Genomic DNA, 19,292 nt, shown 5'->3' on the forward strand with positions numbered 1-19,292 from the left:
TGAAGTGGTTCGCATCCCGCTAGAAAACGGCAAACCAGTGATCAAACCGGGCACACCATCTAACCCGATTGAAGGCGAAGTTGGTAATCCGAACATGGAATACAACTACGCATGGCACGACCAAACGCTGATCATCACTGAGAAAGGCAATGATGTTTGGGTAGCGACAGGTACGCTTGAGAAGACCAACTCTGGAGTAGAACTGGTTATCAAGCACAGCACAGGCGAAGTGGTTCGTATCCCGCTAGAGAACGGCAAACCTGTAATCAAACCGGGCACGCCATCTAACCCAATCGAAGGCGAAGTTAGTAACCCGAACATGGAATACAACTACGCATGGCACGACCAAACTCTTGTCATTACTGAAAAAGGCACTGATGTTTGGGTAGCGACAGGCACGCTTGAGAAGACTAACTCTGGCGTCGAGCTTGTTATCAAACACAACACAGGTGAAGTGGTTCGCATCCCACTAGAGAACGGCAAACCTGTTATCAAGCCGGGCACACCATCTAACCCGATTGAAGGTGAAGTTGGTAATCCGAACATGGAATACGACTACGCATGGAATGACCAAACGCTGATCATCACAGAGAAAGGCACCGATGTTTGGGTAGCGACAGGCACACTTGAGAAGACGAATACTGGCGTTGAGCTTGTTATCAAGCACAGCACAGGCGAAGTGGTTCGTATCCCACTAGAAAACGGCAAACCAGTGATCAAACCGGGCACGCCATCAAACCCAATTGAAGGTGAAGTTGGTAATCCAAACATGGAATACGACTACGCATGGCATGACCAAACGCTGATCATCACTGAGAAAGGCACTGATGTTTGGGTAGCAACAGGAACAATCGAAGAAACAACCGCTGGCTTTGAATTAGTAATCAAACACAGCACCGGCGAAGTGGTTCGTATCCCGCTAGAGAACGGCAAGCCTGTTATCAAGCCGGGCACGCCATCTAACCCAATCGAAGGCGAAGTCGGTAACCCGAACATGGAATACAACTACGCATGGCACGACCAAACTCTTGTCATTACTGAGAAAGGCACCGACGTTTGGGTAGCAACAGGTACGCTTGAGAAGACGAATACTGGTGTTGAGCTTGTTATCAAGCACAGCACAGGCGAAGTGGTTCGTATCCCGCTAGAGAACGGCAAACCTGTTATCAAACCGAGCATACCATCTAACCCAATCGAGAGTGAAGTTGGTAACCCGAACATGGAATACGACTACGCATGGCATGACCAAACGCTGATCATCACTGAAAAAGGCAACGATAACTGGGTAGCAACGGGCACTATTGAACCAAACAATACTGACTCCGGCTTTGACCTTGTTATTAAACACAACACTGGTGAAGAGGTTCGTATTCCACTTGAAAATGGCAAACCAGTGTTCAAACCAACTGGAAACAATGAGTTTGATGCTTACCAAATCACAGAGAAGGTAAACGCTTCAGACTTCGATATTCAAAACGTTAAAGATCGCTTTAATGCTTTGTCTGCGGAGCAACGCAAGAAAATCCGTCAATTTGTAAATACTAGAAAATAACGTCAGTCGGTAATTCAAGCCCCCTTCCTTTGGGGGCTTTTTTATCTTAATTCTGTCCCGCATTCACAGCATGGAAGCCCATTAAAGAGAGCCGCTCGTGAGATTTCCGATTACAACCTTTATCGTTTCTTTGCTACTTCTGCCATTTCAAACCAACGCAAGTACCGAACCTGAGCATGTCCACACAAAACTTCAAGAACTAGAATCACCGGAAGAATCCCAGCAAGATTGGGGAACCTTGCTTGTCGAAACGTTCGATGTTTCAGTCAGTAAGAGTGATTTTCTTGGAGACTATTCGAACGACTATGTTTTCACCCTAAATGGTTCTTATAACTTGAATGATAAGTGGCGACTATTTGGCTCGGTAGACAGTGACAAATTTGGTGACATTGGGCTTGGTTACTCTTTCCTTCTCTTCGACCAAATTTACAATGAAGTAAGCGCTTCTGTTGGTGGAAACACAGATAAAACGGGCGTTTATACCACAGGGTTGTTTTCAGCCGCGCAATTAGGTGACGCGATAGTGTTCACCAATTTCGATGTTCAATACATCGATAGCCGATTTGAGGGAGAGGGTTGGGACATTCGTGATGAATCGTTCAATCTGAACAAGTTGGTTGGTGTGCTTTACCCTGTGAACGATGTGTTGGAGCTGTCTGCCTCGTACGGACACGACAGCAATCTTTACGGAAAAGCGCAGCTCAATCTTGATGAATTGCCATGCTCCAGACCGATTTGCACCAACCGAAACACAACCGATGCCGACAGCTATATTAATCTCGGCTTTACCTTGAATCTTTGGGGAGTAAAACCGTATTTATCTCATCGATTTGACCTCAATGATTCAAGCCGAAACTACTGGGATTTTAGTTTATCGTTTGATTACTAATTCAAAATTAGCGGAGTAACATCAAACGCAATGAGTCTTTAAAAAGCCACCACGACAATTCTCATCATGGTGGCTTTTAGGGTTACTTCACGTGTTTAAAGTTTGGCAGAATCGTTTCTGGTTTCTGCTCAACAAACGCTTTGCTTGGTGAGTAAGCGCGGAAATACACAAACCAGTTTTCATCTGGTCGAGTTTGTACCCAGTTTGCTTCATTCACACCTTCTGGCTTGGTTGGTGAGAAGTGGAACGTGTAGTTCCCGTCTGCGTCTTTCACTGTGCCCGGAACGTTTGAGCCCACATCCGCACGTTGAATATCGTTATCGATGATGGCACGGTTTTCCACGTTGTACACCGTAATGGTCCAGAACAAATCGGCATAGTTCACATCGCCATCTAAAGTTAGCGTGTAGTGATTGCTACCATTTAGGCCATAGCCTTCGCCGTCACGATAGTTATCAAGGTATATCTGACCCCAGCCACCATTTTCAAAACCATGCATCGCAATATCGTTCGTCACCGCTTCATAAAACCATGCCGCGCGACCATCGAGATCCATGCCATAAGCGCGATCTTGGTTTGGTGTTGATGCTGTTGCAACTTCCCAACGGTTCCCTTCAGGCCCGTATTCTGATTGATGTAAACGACCCGTTTTGTTGAAGTCGATATTCTTAGTCATGGCCTCACCAAGCACTACCGCTTCTTTCATAATCTTCACTTGTTCGGCATTTGGCTCGAACGGTTTACCCTTCTCAATACCCAATGGACGCAACATGTCATGCATCATGCGATCGCGTTCTGCAACAGGTTCTGTTTGAATGGCTTCGTTGAGCACTTGCCAAAACTCCATACCACGTGGGTGTTTCGCATCGAGACCTTTTTTCGGGAAGTTAACACCTCGATCGCTAAGGGGTTTGCCATCCAGATGCGTGATTGACATCGACTCCAAGTCCGTCATGCGTTGTTTCTCGGTTTTCGCCATTAAGCGCACACCAAAGAAGACATAGTTAGTATCCGATTCAAGTACCACCGCACCTTTTGGTAGGTTCTTTGGTGTTTCGCTGCCCTTAGCTTTTATCACGTATGTGCCTGGTTTGGTCATTTGTGCAATGCCAATCTGCCACATGGTATGCACCGCGCCACGCAGTTCATCGGTCGGGATGTTAACCACTACGGGCTCTTTCTCTACGTTAAACCATGTAATCGCGTAAGGCGTTGAGGTGTTGTAAGTTAAACCGCCCAATTTAGACTGGTGAGAAGCCACATAAGTAATTTGGCCATCTTCTGAGCCCATTTTTTCATACGCCGCCTTCCACGCGTAGTTAGACGTCAGCGGAATAGACCAAATGTAAGCTTGTGTCGCGCGCTGAAAATCCATCAGATTAAACAGTTTCTTTGAGCTTTCCTCTGTTGGAATGCCGTTGAGCACGCTGGTTTCAAAAGCAAAATCACCAGAGCGGGTGTGCATGTTCTCAATCTTGATTTTGTTGTCTGCGTATGCGCTACTGGTTAAAGCGGCAAATATCAAACCAGAGATAAGGGTTTTCGTTACTTTTTTCATGTCTATTCTCTACTCGTCGTTTCAGGCGGTATCGGGAGGATGAAGTTGAAATCAGTCATTTCTTGACCAACTCAATGTGGCGCAGTATAAAAACAAGCCAAGACTGAAAATTGACATTTTGAGAATATTTGAGTGAAAAACGAATATCGATTGAGTGCGTTATACCTCTCTGCTTTTCCTAGATTGTGCAGACGATATGGTGTTGAGCCTCAAACCTTAACCTCAAAGCTCAATATTCAAATCTCAACCTTACACGATGAAAACCAAGAGCTTAGCCACCAGCAATTTGCAGAACTGCTGAACTTGGCCGCCAAAGAGACTAAAGACCCGCTGTTCGCCCTAGAGCTCAGTACCTTGATTGACTACCAGTCTTTGGACATCGCTATGTTGCTGATTGCCAGTCAGGAATCTCTCGCAAACATCTATCCGGTTTTGTTTGGTCTATACAGCTATCAACAGCGCGCTTCTCGCCACCAACTTGATATTCGTGAAGACATTGCTCGCCACTTTACCCAGTTCTTATTCGTACCCAATGTCGATACAAGCCAACACGCTTTGCTTTCCATCGGAGGCATTATTACAACGTTCAAGATGGTATTGGGCGAACGGTTGAAGTTGCATCAAGTCCATTTTAAAGCGCGCTACCAAGGTGAATCAGGAGCACAGCAGCAAACACAGATAGAACGTCTTGAACGTTTCTTTGAATGCAAAGTGATATTGGGTAGTCAGTTCGATGGTTTTGAGTTCCCCAAAGCCCTACTCGCAGAAAAGCCTGATTTGGAGATGACCATTACCAATCAAATGCGACGCAAAGTCTCTCACGGTCTTCAACATCACAACACGCTATTGGAAATCACCACTAACTCGATTCTGTTATTACTTCCTCTCGGTGATATCAGCAAAACCTTGGTCAGCAAAATGCTCGGCATCCACCCGAGAACATTGCAGAACTTGTTGAACAAAAATGACCTCACCTACCGAGATATCGTGAATTCAGTTCGCGACACCGAGAGTAAGAAGCTACTCACCAACAGCGAATATCCAATCCGCACCATTGCAGACATGCTTTGCTACGCTTCTGCCGACTCTTTTATTCGCCAGTTCAAACGCACCAATGGCACCACACCTTTGCAATATCGAAAACAGCATCGCGTGTGACGGCTGGCAATCCGAGCTTGCAATTCGATTTGGTTATTGTCTGAATTACATCAATTCATTTCTGTCATCATAGGCATATCGATAAAGTGAGGTCATCTCTTAATGACGACCTCAAGGTAAGCGACATGAAAAAGACCATCTTAGCGACTCTTATTGCCATCACCTCTATGCAGACCATGGCAGCCGTTAAAGTGACCGACGAAAACTTCGCCCGTGCAGAAACTGACCTGTACTTCACTCAACAACTAGAGCGCCAGCCAATCAATGTGTTTGACCACAACCGAGACAGCGTCACCGTTGATAATCAGATGATCATTCGCTCAAACACCGACTTGCTCTACTCAACAGCCGTGGTCGATGTGTCGAAAGGTGCCACTTTCCGTTTAGCGAAAGGTGATGCTTACCAAATCATGCATTTCTTCAACAACAATCACGACAACCATATGGCCATTTACGGTGGTGACGAGATCTACATTGATTCGAAAATTGCAGGCTCGGATTACATTTACATCCTCATGCGTACCGCTACGACAGCAGGCATGGAAGAAGCACATCGCTTACAAGATGCCGCCGTGATTGATGCAAAATCCGCAAAACCATTTAAGCCAGCGCAAGATTGGGACAGTGCCTCTCGTGACGCGGTGCGTGCGAAATGGGAGAAGCAAGTCAACACGATTAAGACAGAAGAAGCTTTCACTACTGGCATTACTGCAACACCAGATAACAAGCAATTTATGATTGGTACCGCTGTGGGCTGGGCTGGCTTACCAGCAGAATACGCGGTGTACTCTTCACGAGCAGGTACTGGCAAAGTTGAGTGTGCTGACATCACCTTCGATAAACCGTCACTAAGCTATGAGAAAGGCGGTTACTGGTCTATCACCGCATATTCAGGCAAAGGCTGGTTGATGACGGATAACAACAGCGCAGATTCAACCTCCGCTGTACCAAACAAAGATGGCTCTTACACCATTCACTTCGCACCGAAAGGCGAGACTTGTGGTGCCGCCAATAACGTAATTGAAGTGAACGATGCAGGCTGGAACTTTGCGCTGCGCGCTTACCGTCCAAGTGACAAAGCCAAAGCGATTGAGGAAATGCACAACTTCCCGAACGTGACGGCAAAATAACGCAGAACAGGCTTAATCTCTTCAGACCAAGCCTCTCGATGGAGAGGCTTATTGTTTTTCTTGGATGATGGCTTGAGAAGTGGTGATGATTTTTCGTTTTAGCCACTGATGCATCGGGTGCATGCGTTTATTGTGCGATTCCACCAGCACAATATTTTTTAGCTCATCTGGGGTGTGATTAGGGAAAGAAACATATTCAAACTCACCGCGCAGATAGTGAGCAAGCTGTCGAGAACAAGGCAAGATGATCTCACTCTGCTTAACCACATCGAGCAAGGTATGCAAATAGGAGCTTCGCGCTTTTACTTTCAACGCTTCACTTGAAAGGTGCTTAGCAATAAAGGGCTGAGCATCATTCCAACCCGGCACCACCAAACTGGCGTATTCTGCTTGATTGATTTCAGCTTGAGACAAGGTCTTTCCTGCCAACGGGTGGTTGATTTTCACTAACCCAACAAAATCATCTTCACCAATCACTTGGTGGGTAAATTGCTTATTGGTGTCGATTGGCGAGTAGTTGATGGCCGCTTGAATTTCGCCATCGAGCAACTTTTTGAGTGTTTGAGAGCCCCAATTCACTATGTTTACTTGTGCGTTTGGTGCCTCTTCAATCACCGCGAGGCATAATCGTGCGCCGAGCCAATTGGAGATAAAACCGTTAATCGCAATGGTAATGTTGCCTCGGTAGTCGGCAGGTTCAAACGTTGGCGAATCTAGAATCACCTCATCCAAACTCTCCATGATCATCGGCAGCTTGTCACCCAGCTCAAGTGCACGAGGCGTTGGCTTTAAGCCAGAGTGAACGCGAGTAAACAACTCATCATCAAAGTAATCACGCAGCCTTCCCAACGCTTTGCTCACTGCGGGTTGGCTCAACGCTAATTGGTCACCCGCAATACGCGTGTTCTTGGTTTCAAGTAACACCAGAAAGATGCGAAGTAAGTTGAGATCCAGTTGCTTCATCGTGATTCGTTCCCTAGTACAACCCTGTTTAGTATCGGCTATTCATTCCGAATCGGTGCGACATGTCATCGTCCATACGACCGCCTTTCCATCCACCCGAACCAAGTAGATTCAAAACATCTTGTGCGGTGTAATCACCACCATCGAAAAAGTCATTCGAGACATCGGCACGCAAGGAAGTAAGCTCAGCTCTAACTTCTGCACTCAGTTCTTGAGGATCGGTATACAGAGCCAAAGCGATCTGTTGTTGGCGCTTGCTCAACTCGCTTGTGCTGCTTTGCACTTGTCCGATAGAGAAATACTCGCGACTTCCATAGCCCTTAATCAATCTGACAGAAAGCAACTTAATGACCTTCTTGATTCGACGACGTTGAATAACTCTCAGCACATTAATTCCCTATTTCTCTTTTCAAAAAAGTATCGGTTATCAAAAGTCACGTTATATTTTGTGCATAACGTTACGATGCTTTAGAGTGTCACGGTTTAGTACAGTGTTCAATAAGCATGGAGCGCCAGTGTGAAAATCGACGATCTTAAACTCTTCATTAAAGTGGTCGAGCTAGGAAGCTTTACCGCCGCGGCAAACGCATTGGATCTGCCGCGCGCGAATGTGAGTCGACGAATTGGCGAATTAGAGCAATCTTTAGGTGCTCAGTTATTCCATCGCACCACACGCAGTTTATCGCTAACCAATAACGGCGAAGCTTATTATGAGAACCTGCAAAAAGCGCTGACCATGCTCGACTCCGCGAACGAACAAGTCAGCAACGACACCAATGAAGTTCGCGGCCGCATCAAACTTGGGTTACTGCCAGAAACCGATGAACTGGTTCGCCCAATTCTGTTTAACTTCCACGATAAATACCCACACGTTGAGTTGGATATTCGCAACATCAACAATGGCTTTAGTGACATGTTCCAACAGGGCTTGGACATCGCTTTTCATGGTGGCGCCCTATTTGATTCCGACATCGTTGCGCGTAAGCTTTTGACACTCGACCGTTGTTTAGTCGCTTCTCCCAATTACCTTGAAACACACGGCATGCCTGAGAACCTAGAACAACTGAAGGAACACCAGTGTGTCTGTTTTCGTTGGCCAAATGGCGAGGTGGACAATGTATGGCACTTCCAAGAACAAAGTGTACAACTGCATCCGAAGCTCATTTCTAACAACATTGGCTTTATTAAGAACGCGACGATTTTAGATCGTGGCATCACCTTTATGCCCAAACTACTGGTGAAGCGTGAGTTGGAATCCGGCAGCTTGATACAGCTATTGTCACAATATTCTGTCACTGAAGAATCGGGTTGGTTGCTTTACCCTCAGCCTAAAACATTGAGTCAGGCGAGCCGCCTACTTATTGACCACCTCATTAAAGAAGTCCCAAAACTCGTTTAGCTGAATACATTGTCTCGTTTTTTGAGACAGTGAGTCTCATTGTCGAGTGATTATCTGAACATTGTACAATTGTATGATGGCACCAAAATTATGGAGCCATCGTATGAATCGTCTATTCAAAACTACTGCATTAGGTGCCGCGACATTGGCACTGTTTGGCTGTAATCAAAGCCAAAACACGTTCACCGAACCAGAGTCCCCTCGCCCAATTCAAGTTGTTGAAGTCACGGGTGAAAACACGGCATTGAACAAATCGTTTAGTGGCATTGTTCAAGCAAAAGAGACCGCCTCCCTTTCTTTTCGCGTTCCTGGCACGGTTGACCGCGTTTTGGTGAAGAAAGGCGACCATGTCGAGAAAGGACAGATCATTGCTACACTTGATCCTCACGATTACCAAGTTTCTTTGGAAGAACTTCAAGCACGTATGCTGGAAGCAAAGTCTGCGCATAAATTGGCGAAGGCTGAGCTAAAACGCGTTAAGCAAGCCACCGATGATGACGCGATTGCCAGTGTGAATTTGGATCGAGCCATCAGCGGTTATGAGCGCAGTTTGTCTGCGGTTAAAGTGGTAGAGAAGAATATCCAACGTGCGGAAGATGCCTTGGCTTACACCACACTGCGTGCACCATTTTCTGGCAGCATTGGCGAGGTACGAATCGATGCATTCGAGCAGACACTGCCGGGCGTTAGCGTCGCCACTCTTCAACAAGACGGTCAGTGGGAAGTGGATATCGATGTGCCTGAGAACATGATTCGTCAGTTTAATCTTGGGCAAACAGCGGCACTGTCTTGGTATGGCTCAGAGCAAACATACCGTGCGAACGTCGCTGAAATCGCGCCTAAAAAACATCTCATCAAACAAACTTACCCTGTCACTCTAGCTATCGATTCAATTTCTAACGAGCTGTTCAATGGCAAAGCCGTTACGGTCACAACCTCATTTCAGCCCGATCAATCCTGTCATTGCTTCCCCTATTCTGCGATTTTAGGTGAAAAGAAAACGCTACACGTCAATGTCGTTCGTGACGCTATCGTGCATACCGAGCCAGTGACATTGCAATCCATCGACTCGCATCAGGCTTGTGTCTCTGGCGCTTTCCACCAAGGCGACTATGTGGTCATCAGCGGCACTCATTATCTTCAAGCTGGCGACAACACGCCGAATCTAACCATCAAAACGCTATAGGCTCGAATCATGATCAATTTAGCTGAATTCGCGATAAGACAGCGCACTTTCGTGTTGTTCTTTATCGCCTTAAGTGTGGTGGCAGGGCTGTATTCTTACTTCGATTTAGGCAAGTTGGAAGATCCAAGCTTCACGGTTAAAACCGCCGTCGTTGTCACCTTGTATCCGGGCGCCTCGGCGGAAGAAGTAGAACAACAAGTCACAGATACCATTGAGACCAAGCTGCAAGAAATGGCCGAGTTGAATCGCCTGCGTTCTTTGTCTCGTCCGGGGATGTCGATGGTATTTGTCGACTTGAAAGAGAGTCTCAATTCCAAAGCGCTTCCGCAGCAATGGGATTTACTGCGCCGCAAAGTCGACGACGTAAAACTGCAACTGCCGTCTACAGCGCAAATCAGCATTGTTCAGGATGAGTTCTCTGAAGTGTATGGCATGCTTTTCTCTATCCATAGCCAAGACGCCGCACCAGAAGAGTTACGCCGCTATGCAGAAGAGTTGCAACGCCAAATCAAAGCCGTAAAAGGCATTAAGAAGATTGAGCTACACGGCGTGCAACCGCGAGTGGTTTACATTGATATGCCTGACGAACGTCTGGCTCAATATGGTTTGTCTGTCGCGCAGGTGTGGAACCAACTCAGCACACAGAACATGACCTTTGAGGCAGGCAAGTTCGATGCTGGCACCGAGCGCATTCGTATTACTCAAACCAGTGAGTTTCAGTCATTAGATGATATCCGTAACTTAGTCATCAAAGGTGGCGTGAGTGAGCTAGGTACAGGCTTGATTCGCTTAGGTGACATCGCCGATGTATCCATGGGCTACCAAACACCAGCGCTAACAGAAAGTCGATTTAATGGTGAGCCTGCGGTGACGCTAGCGGTCAGCCCTGTTGAAGGTATCAATGTGGTCTCGCTCGGCGACACGATTCGCGACATCATCCAAAACTACCAACAAACACTGCCGCTTGGCGTTGATATTTCTACTGTGGCTTACCAACCTGAAGAAGTGCAAAAAGCGATTGATGACTTCGTCGGTAACCTGCTCGAAAGTGTCGGCATTGTGTTTGTGGTGCTGTTGGTCTTCATGGGCTTTAAGAGCGCGACAATTGTTGGTTCGAGCTTATTGCTGACCATCCTGCTCACGCTGGTCTACATGAATATCGCGGGCATTGATTTGCATCGAGTCTCGTTAGGTACCTTTATTCTTGCTTTGGGTATGTTGGTGGACAACGCCATCGTGATCACTGACATGATGATCGTAAAACTGAGCAAAGGCATCGAACGCACACGTGCTGCTATTGATTCGGTCAAGGAAACCGCCGTCCCTCTGCTTGGCGCAACCGTCATTGCCATCATGGGTGCAAGTCCGGTGCTGTTCTCCAAAACCGACTCAGCCGAATTTGCGGGTTCAGTGTTCTACATCGTCGCGTCTTCGCTTCTTCTGTCTTGGTTGGTCGCGATGACCTTCACTGTGCTGATGTGTTGGATGTTCATCAAAGCAACACCTATCGATGAAGACGCAAAGCCAAGCCGTTACAAGCAGTTGGTGTTTTGGACGGTTGATAACCCAATGAAAGCACTGACAGCATTGATTCCCCTGCTTTTAGTGACTGCCGTGGCTGTGCCTTACGTGGCGGTGAACTTTATCCCGCAATCGGATCGCCCTATCGTGTTCCTTGATTACTGGCTACCGAATGGCGCCAAGATCGAGCAAACCTCAGCAGACATGCGCAAAGTCGAACAATGGCTACTCAAGCAACCAGAAGTAGAAAGCATCTCTAGCTACATGGGCGCAAGTGCACCGCGCTTCTCGGTGACCGTAGAACCAGAGCCACTCGATCCTGCATACGGGCAGATATTGATTAACACCAAGGATTACGAAAGCATCAGCCAACTTGTTGAACGTGGTGACAAATGGTTGCGGAACACATTCCCAGACGCGGAACCTCGCTTTAGAGCACTAAAACTGGCGACCTCAGACAAATATGCGGTAGAAGCTCGCTTCTCTGGCCCTGATGAAGCGGTGTTGCACCAACTGGCGGATCAAGCGAAAGCCATCTTTGCTACTCACCCGGATGCCAAATACGTTCGTGATGACTGGCGTCAAGAAAGCAAAGTGCTCAAACCCATCATCAACCAAGACAAGATGCGTCAGGCTGGCATCAACCGTGCGGACATCGCCTTTGCTCTGAAACGCGCTTCTGATGGCATGCCATTAGGTCAGATGAACCTTAATGACGAGTTGATTCCAATTCAACTGCGTGGCACTTCGCAAAACATGGCGTCACTAGAAACTCTGCCAGTACGTTCGCTGCTTGGCATGCACAGTGTTCCTCTCGGCCAAGTGGTCGATGGCTTTGAGCTAGTACCAGAAGAGAGCATGATCTGGCGTCGCAATCGTGTCAAAACCATCACAGCACAAGCAGGTGTTGAGCGTTCAACCACACCAGCAAGAGTACGCAACGCGGTGAAAGATCAAATCGAAGCGATTCCTCTGCCAGCCGGCTACAGCTTGGAATGGGGCGGCGAATACTACGATGAACACAAAGCGGTTACAGACATCTTTAAACAGCTGCCAAAAGCCATGCTGATCATGGTGATCATTCTGGTTGCAATGTTTAACGGCTTTAAGCAACCGATCATCATTCTAGCCACACTGCCTTTGGCGGCTACCGGTGCCACCTTTGCTCTGCTTGGTTTTGACAAACCATTCGGCTTTATGGCGTTGATTGGTGCCATCACCCTGACGGGCATGATCATTAAAAACGGCATTGTGTTGATGGACCAAATTGAGTTGGAACGTGCGAATGGCCGCCCATTATCGGATGCCATCAAAGAAGCCACCGTTAACCGCACCATGGCGATTTCGATGGGTGCACTAACAACCGCACTCGGCATGATCCCGCTGCTATCGGATCTCTTGTTCGACCAAATGGCAGCCACCATCATCGGCGGTCTGGCAGCAGCGACCGTGTTGTCACTGTTCATCATGCCAGCACTGTATCGCTTGGCATACAAAGAAACATCACCAACCACGCAAACTGACGCTGAATTGAAGGAGGCGTAATCATGAGAAAGTTCGTTATCGCGCCACTGGTATTGGCAATAAGTTTATCCGGTTGTGCCGTTGGGCCAGACTATCAAACGCCAACCACCAGCATGGCAGAGACTTATTTGTATGCAGACCAAAATGGCGTCAGCCGCAGTGCTGAGAGAGAAACGTTTTGGTGGACAGAGTTTAACGACCCAACGTTGAACGATTTGGTGCTTGATATGCAAAGCCAAAACATCCCGCTTAAGGTCGCGGCAGAGCGCATCAAAATGGCAGACAACTATAAGACCGTTGTCGAGTCATTCAAAGTGCCGACCATCAATGTTGGTGCTGGATATGTCAATTATCAGCTGAGTAAGAACGACTCGCTGCTTGGTCCTGCGCTGAACCCGATTGGTGATTCCGCCGCTGGCCTGCCACCACAAATTGGCAATACAACCTTGTTGGACAACCAACATGATGGTGTGTTTGCTGGAGCGAGTATCGCTTGGGAATTGGATTTGTTCGGTCGCATTGATCGTCAATCCAATGCCGCGCAAATACGTGTTGAGCAAGCAGAAATTTATCAAAGCGGGCTGACAACTTTGCTTACTGCGGATTTGATTCATAACTACTTGCAGTATCAAGGGGCAAGTGAGCGTCTCGACTTAGCCAAATCAAACCTTGAAGACCAAAGGAAAACCATGGACTTGGTCGAGAAAGTGGTTCGTAGCGGTTATGGCTCGGATCTCGATTTAGCGCAAGCCAAAGCGACGCTTGCAGCGATGGAGTCAATCATTCCTCAGTTGGAAATCGCACAGCAAGTACACAAACATCGTATCGCGGTACTGCTTGGTGAGCCTTTATCGAAAGTCGAAGTGCGACTTGCAGAGACTCAAGGTGTACCAGCAATGCAAAATGTCGTGCCAATCGGATTACCTTCCGACTTACTGCAGCGTCGCCCTGATATCCGCATAGCGGAGCGAGAAATGGCAGCCATCAATGAAGAACTTGCTGCAAGTATTGCCAATCAATATCCGAAGTTCTTCTTAACCGGCGCTCCGGGCGTATCCGCCTCTAGCTTTGATGATCTATTTAGCAGTGATTCTTTCGGCTGGGTTGGCGCGGCTGGCATCAGTTGGAATGTCTTTGATGGTGGTCGTGGCGATGCTTTAGAGGACATCAACCAAGCTCGTTTTGACGCAGCAACACTGACTTACCAACACGCCGTAGATTCGGCTTTTGCTGAAGTGGATTCCACACTATTTGCTTATGGCAGAAGCCAAGAGAATCAGCGCCGTATTGATGATGCTCTGGTTGCGACAGATAAAGCCGTGGGGAAAGCCAAATCTCTCTACCGTGCAGGGTTGATTGACCACTTGTCGGTACTGGATGCTCAGCGCCAGCAACGCATGATGCAAGACCGACAAATCGCAGCCAAATTGCAAACAGCTCAGGTCACTGTCGCACTCTACAAATCATTGGGTGGTGATTGGGCATTAGAGCAATCTCCACAAAGTTAAACCGAATGAGTTAAGTAACAGTTTTGGGGAGTGGGTTAGCTTCATCTGGGACCTCGAATCTAACCCCTCCTCTTTTTTATTGTGCATAAAGTCGCGCATTAGCTCGCGTTTCCTATAGTTAAAAGGATTGAAATCAGAGAGTAAGGAAGGAACTCCCTCATGATGACATTAATCTTTTTGCTGTTATTGATTGCGATGCTCAGTGCATTTTTAGGTAAGAAAGCGGTGGGCTATGCCTTCTTTGCTTCCTCGGTGATCATTGGACTGTATTGGTTCAATCATCACGCCACCGACCCTCTTTCCATCTTGCTGTAAAGGGGATTGCACATGAGTCGAAACTATCTGGCTTTACTCAATACCCTTGGTTTACTGGGCATGACAGCCGTTCTACTGATTGGCTTTGTTCTGCAATTTGTACTGAATGAGTTGCCTTGCCCTTTGTGTTTATTGCAGCGCATTGGCTTCATCATGATCATGTTCGGTTTCTTGTTGAACGTGGTGTATGGGCCGCAGTCGCGACATTATGGTGTGGTCCTTATAGGCGCACTCTATGGCGTCGCTACGTCACTGAGACAAGTCTCTTTACACGTGATTCCCGGTACGCCTGGATACGGTAGCCCTATCTTCGGGATGCACTATTACACTTGGGCGTTTGTGCTGTTTGTTGCCACCATTTTCGCGGTCGCCGTTATTCTGATGCTCACCAGTAAAGAGGAGTCTCCAGAGCCATACGAAATGAGCAACCTAGGTCGCATCACATGTTTGCTGGCGATTTCTGTTGTGGCACTCAATGTGATTGGGACTTTTGCCGAATGTGGTCCTTATCAATGCCCAGACAATCCAGAAAGCTACTGGCTATTTAACTAACGAGTCCTTAATCGAAGCAAGAGGAGTCATGCATAGGTACATGTGACCTTGTACTACTCCTCTTTTCTATCGGTTACGAAAATACGATTCTCAGCACAATCCGACTTGGTTCAAATTCGTTGGTATGCAATTGGATGTCATACAAACATGTCAGTATGTTTAGAGATAAACGTACCGATTAATTCTCTCATCATGTTTTACCAAAGCAGGAGTGGTTATGAACTTTGTCGACGGTGTATTACAAGTCGAATCTTTTCTCGCGGTGACCCTCGGGATCATCGTGCTGTTTTTAGGCAGGCGCCTAACCCAAGCCAGCAGTTTCTTAAAGGAATTCAGTATTCCTGAACCCGTTTCCGGCGGCATCTTGGTATCGGTATTGTTCGCCGTTATCCATTACGTCACTCAAATCGATGTCCAATTTGATCTTGCTACCCGCGACTTGTTGTTGGTGTATTTCTTTACCACCATCGGCATCAACGCCAGTCTGCAAGATCTGTTCAAAGGCGGTAAGCCATTATTGATCCTGCTTTCGGTCACCATCGGTTATATGTTGATTCAAAACCTAACCGGCATTGGAATCGCGACCATGTTAGATCAGCCAGAGGCGGTTGGCTTGTTGAGCGGCACGGTATCTCTGATCGGCGGACATGGAACCGCGATTGCGTGGTCACCTCGCATCGCTGAAATATTCGATCTTGATACCGCCATGGAAATCGGCATCGCTAGTGCAACGTTTGGCTTAATTTTAGCAAGCTTGATGGGCGGCCCGATTGCAAAATACCTGATCAACAAACACAACCTGAAGCCAGCTAAAATGGAAGAAATGGACGTGGGTACGGCGCAGGATGAACCGCAACCGTCTATCAATGCTTATGACTTCTTAGATGCTATGTTAGCAATCCATGTTTGTATTATCTTGGGCGCGATTTTGAACGAAGGCGTAAGCAGCTTAGGGCTGGAATTGCCGTTGTTTGTGACCTGTTTGTTTGCTGGTATTTTGATTTCTAATCTTATTCCCGCCTCATACCCTCGCCTTACAGGCACTCGTTGGCCAGCAAGAAAACCAGCGGTGGCGTTGATTGCGGATATGGCGTTGGGCGCGTTCTTAGCCATGTCACTGATGAGCATGCAGTTATGGGCTTTGGTCGATTTGGCTGGACCTATTTTTATCATTCTTGGCGCGCAGTTCCTGGTGGCGATTTGTATCGCGATATTTGTCGTCTTCCCATTGATGGGAAAAAACTACGACGCGGCAGTGGTGTGCTCTGGATTTGGCGGCATATCTTTGGGTTCTACCCCAACCGCTATGGCCAACATGTCTGCGGTTGCTCAGAAATACGGTAACTCGCATCAGGCTTTTATTATCGTGCCTTTGGTTTGTGCGTTCTTCATCGATTTAGCCAATGCTCTCATCATTCCGTACTTCATTAATTGGATTGGATAATTAAGACGCCATCTGGTTAAAAAGAGGTCACTTCGGTGGCCTCTTGTCATATTCATGCAAATATTGCTACCACTTCCCCCCTCACTCAGTTGTATAATGCTTCTCTTGAAATATTTTGTTACGAAGTCAGTAACTCTTGAGATGAACATGAACAGCAGTAGATGGGTTGGCCTTTCCATTGGCACACTCTTTTTAATTGGCACACTTATTCTATTTGGATCGACCGTGCATGCGTCTTGGTACAAGATCCCGATGGAAGCCGTGAATGGCATAGCATTCACCTTGTCTTTTGGATTAGGTTTGAATCACTTTATTGCCTACATTTCTGCGTTCGTTACGCTCGCAGCGCTGTTTTATCTTGGTTATGCAACCGGTTACCGCATCCATCAAAAACTCAAGTAGACATCTCAAACTTAAGACTGATTTCACTCACACCTCATAGCACTTAAGTATTAGTTTTTCCTCGATAAATTTGCTGTTAACCCACTTTTTATGCGGACATATTGAGATCGGGGCATTTTCCCGAAAACCGTATAGTTTTATGCAACCTCGCCTCATAGAATAGTTTATAAAAACGGCAGTAGGTATCGAGCATCTTTATGAAATGCAGTGTCGCTTGCAGACGAGAAAAACGCCCGAAAAAGCATATGCGCCTCGCATTTCCAAATTCATGCGGTGCAAATTCTTTGTTTCTCACGTTCTCTATCCACACTCAATCCATACTGAACCCTATCTCTGACTGCCCATTATTTGCTGTTCCTTTGAGACATAACTATGGACAGAACGCAGTTCACCAAAATTTTTACGCGCTACTACATGCGCTCTACAAGTTTGGGGATTCTTATTACCCTATTCGCTTGTGCAATCAGAGGGGTTAATTATGTTGTATACCTTCCTTACGTGTTATCCGCGGTTGCTTGTTTTACCTACCTTTGGGTGGGGCGAACGTTCGCATTTGAGCAAAGACATCGCTCTGTCGTCATTGCTCTGATCCTCGGCTACACCCTCACTTTTTACCTGTACTACTTCTTAGGCGGCCACTTCCTCTTTTCGTCACTAGTCACAATAAACCTTCTTTTAGCCTTAATTGAGTTCGGTGTTTTTTGGTCATTAATCACATACACCCTATCAATGGCAGTTTGCTTTAACATTGATTTGATAACCGCAGGCAACGACCTGTTTAAACTACAGGGTTTAAGTGAGTTCTCCATTCGGAGTACGTTTCTGTATTTGTTCAATCTATTTATTTACAAAGGGTTGCGCTCTATCGAGAGTTATTGGCACAGCGCATGGCAAACCCAATATGAACAAGTTGAAAAACTAGAAAGACTGCTCGAGATTGACGAGCTAACAGGGTGTTATTCCCGCTTTAAAGGCAATCAGCTGATAGAACGACAGATTCAGCGTGCTCAACCGTTTACTCTGTTTTATATCGACTTGGATGGCTTTAAAGCCGTGAATGACGAATTCGGGCATGATGCCGGAGACAAGGTATTACGCATTACCGCCCAACGTATTTTGCATCTACTAAGTGATGGCCAGTTCGCAACGAGAATTGGTGGCGATGAGTTTATTCTTTGTCTACCCGAGCTAGAACATACAAAGGATTTAGAACAGTTTCAGTCTTTGCTGCACCAAGCATGTAGTGCACCTATTTTTATCCATTTTCAAAACGTTCACATCGGTCTGAGTGTCGGTGTCGCGCGCTTCCCTTATGAAGGGAGCTGTAGTGACTCCTTAATCCAGCACGCAGACCAAATGATGTACCTCACTAAAAAATCAAGAACATAGAGTTTTGGCTCGGTCCGAGCCGCTTCGAAGCAATCAAAAAATATAATGAGTTCAGGACGTAGATATATGGTTAGCAAGTTAGAATTTTCGCATGCGGTCGCTGCAATTCGAAAGGAGAGGGGATTAACTCAAGGTCAATTGGCGGACGACTTAGCAAGGAGTTACAGCGCTTTTGAAAGCTTAAATCAACCCACGTTAAGTCAGTGGGAAAGCGGAAAAGTCACACCGAGTTTATTAAAGCGACTCGCCTTCTCTCACTATATCGGTGAGCAGTATGAATACACTTCCAGTGAGTACAAACGGATAAAAGCCTCACAAAGTAAAAACATCTATTTGAGCTTTAAAGACATTGTTTACGAGTATCAGGTTACCGATGTGAAAAGTTGTTCTCTCAGCCAAATCAGCGATTCAGAGTTCGAACAGATCGACGCCGTCCACAAGCAGTTAATTACCCCCGGAGGTGTAGAGGACACGCTCAACCAGTTTGGTGAATCCCCCAGCAAGGCTCGCCTCTACTATTGCAAGGGCATGTTAGTTGGACATTTGATTTACCAAGAGCTGAGGTCTGAATTTCGGATTCTCAGCTTATGGCATTTAGGGCGCTCAATTTTGAAATTCTTGGTGACTGACATCATCCAAGTTATGGGCAATGCCATCATCCATTTTCCGGTTCATGAGCCCGTAATTAAACAACTTCTATTCGACATTTTCATACGGGATTTCTACCACCACCGGCGGGTCACGTTTTTTAAAGCCCCCGCGACACACATATTCGAGAACCCCATGGTGAAGCATTGCTTTG

At 46.7% G+C, this 19,292-nt stretch carries 17 protein-coding genes; 14 read left to right on the plus strand and 3 right to left on the minus strand.

All coding sequences use genetic code 11. The annotated features are described in order from the left end of the window. Both VCHENC03_RS11375 and VCHENC03_RS11370 read left to right on the plus strand, forming a co-directional pair. Positions 1–1,552, plus strand: a 1,552-nt coding sequence (locus VCHENC03_RS11375) for a hypothetical protein (protein WP_198158288.1), incomplete at its 5' end; no start/stop codon positions are given. A gap of 97 nt (positions 1,553–1,649) precedes the next feature. Further along, entirely contained in the window at positions 1,650–2,441 is a 792-nt protein-coding gene (locus VCHENC03_RS11370) for a hypothetical protein (protein WP_009706330.1), read from the plus strand. An 82-nt stretch (positions 2,442–2,523) separates the two neighbouring features. On the opposite strand, the gene VCHENC03_RS11365 is transcribed toward VCHENC03_RS11370, so the two are convergent. Further along, positions 2,524–3,999 carry a DUF1214 domain-containing protein gene (locus VCHENC03_RS11365; RefSeq protein WP_009706331.1) on the minus strand — a complete coding sequence of 492 codons (1,476 nt, stop codon included), beginning with the start codon at positions 3,997–3,999 and terminating at the stop codon, positions 2,524–2,526. A gap of 132 nt (positions 4,000–4,131) precedes the next feature. On the opposite strand from VCHENC03_RS11365, the gene VCHENC03_RS11360 reads away from it, so the two are divergent. Both VCHENC03_RS11360 and VCHENC03_RS11355 read left to right on the plus strand, forming a co-directional pair. Then, positions 4,132–5,157 carry a helix-turn-helix domain-containing protein gene (locus VCHENC03_RS11360; protein WP_009706332.1) on the plus strand — a complete coding sequence of 342 codons (1,026 nt, stop codon included), beginning with the start codon at positions 4,132–4,134 and terminating at the stop codon, positions 5,155–5,157. 125 nt (positions 5,158–5,282) lie between these two features. After that, positions 5,283–6,287: a DUF1214 domain-containing protein gene (locus VCHENC03_RS11355; RefSeq protein ID WP_009706333.1), complete on the plus strand. Its 1,005-nt coding sequence runs from the start codon at positions 5,283–5,285 to the stop codon at positions 6,285–6,287. Between the two features lie 48 nt (positions 6,288–6,335). Here VCHENC03_RS11355 and VCHENC03_RS11350 read toward each other — a convergent pair whose 3' ends face one another. Together VCHENC03_RS11350 and VCHENC03_RS11345 are read right to left on the minus strand one after the other, a co-directional pair. Beyond that, positions 6,336–7,250: a LysR family transcriptional regulator gene (locus VCHENC03_RS11350; RefSeq protein ID WP_009706334.1), complete on the minus strand. Its 915-nt coding sequence runs from the start codon at positions 7,248–7,250 to the stop codon at positions 6,336–6,338. A gap of 28 nt (positions 7,251–7,278) precedes the next feature. Further along, positions 7,279–7,638, minus strand: coding sequence for a DUF6559 family protein (locus VCHENC03_RS11345; RefSeq protein ID WP_032802792.1), 360 nt, complete (start codon positions 7,636–7,638; stop codon positions 7,279–7,281). 129 nt (positions 7,639–7,767) lie between these two features. On the opposite strand from VCHENC03_RS11345, the gene VCHENC03_RS11340 reads away from it, so the two are divergent. From VCHENC03_RS11340 to VCHENC03_RS11300, 10 genes are all read left to right on the plus strand, one after another. After that, positions 7,768–8,649 carry a LysR family transcriptional regulator gene (locus VCHENC03_RS11340; protein WP_009706336.1) on the plus strand — a complete coding sequence of 294 codons (882 nt, stop codon included), beginning with the start codon at positions 7,768–7,770 and terminating at the stop codon, positions 8,647–8,649. 103 nt (positions 8,650–8,752) lie between these two features. Then, complete coding sequence (locus VCHENC03_RS11335; RefSeq protein WP_009706337.1) at positions 8,753–9,835, plus strand: efflux RND transporter periplasmic adaptor subunit; 1,083 nt, start codon at positions 8,753–8,755, stop codon at positions 9,833–9,835. Positions 9,836–9,844: 9 nt separating this feature from the next. Then, positions 9,845–12,901 (plus strand): efflux RND transporter permease subunit, encoded by a 3,057-nt coding sequence (locus tag VCHENC03_RS11330; protein WP_009706338.1) that lies wholly within the window; start codon positions 9,845–9,847, stop codon positions 12,899–12,901. A 2-nt stretch (positions 12,902–12,903) separates the two neighbouring features. Continuing rightward, positions 12,904–14,388: an efflux transporter outer membrane subunit gene (locus VCHENC03_RS11325; RefSeq protein ID WP_009706339.1), complete on the plus strand. Its 1,485-nt coding sequence runs from the start codon at positions 12,904–12,906 to the stop codon at positions 14,386–14,388. A gap of 159 nt (positions 14,389–14,547) precedes the next feature. Further along, positions 14,548–14,703 (plus strand): DUF5993 family protein, encoded by a 156-nt coding sequence (locus VCHENC03_RS27820; protein WP_005429588.1) that lies wholly within the window; start codon positions 14,548–14,550, stop codon positions 14,701–14,703. A gap of 12 nt (positions 14,704–14,715) precedes the next feature. Next, on the plus strand, positions 14,716–15,255 hold the full coding sequence (locus tag VCHENC03_RS11315) for a disulfide bond formation protein B (protein WP_009706340.1): 540 nt from the start codon (positions 14,716–14,718) through the stop codon (positions 15,253–15,255). A gap of 217 nt (positions 15,256–15,472) precedes the next feature. Then, positions 15,473–16,699, plus strand: a complete 1,227-nt coding sequence (gene gltS, locus VCHENC03_RS11310; RefSeq protein ID WP_009706341.1) for a sodium/glutamate symporter — start codon at positions 15,473–15,475, stop codon at positions 16,697–16,699. Between the two features lie 147 nt (positions 16,700–16,846). Next, complete coding sequence (locus VCHENC03_RS0125955; protein ID WP_005441438.1) at positions 16,847–17,101, plus strand: hypothetical protein; 255 nt, start codon at positions 16,847–16,849, stop codon at positions 17,099–17,101. Positions 17,102–17,473: 372 nt separating this feature from the next. Further along, positions 17,474–18,490 carry a GGDEF domain-containing protein gene (locus tag VCHENC03_RS11305; protein ID WP_005441440.1) on the plus strand — a complete coding sequence of 339 codons (1,017 nt, stop codon included), beginning with the start codon at positions 17,474–17,476 and terminating at the stop codon, positions 18,488–18,490. Positions 18,491–18,556: 66 nt separating this feature from the next. Continuing rightward, a partial coding sequence (locus tag VCHENC03_RS11300) for a helix-turn-helix domain-containing protein (RefSeq protein ID WP_009706343.1) occupies positions 18,557–19,292 on the plus strand: 736 nt, incomplete at its 3' end.

It is taken from the genome of Vibrio sp. HENC-03 (assembly GCF_000305755.2).
Classification (GTDB): Bacteria; Pseudomonadota; Gammaproteobacteria; order Enterobacterales; family Vibrionaceae; genus Vibrio; species Vibrio owensii.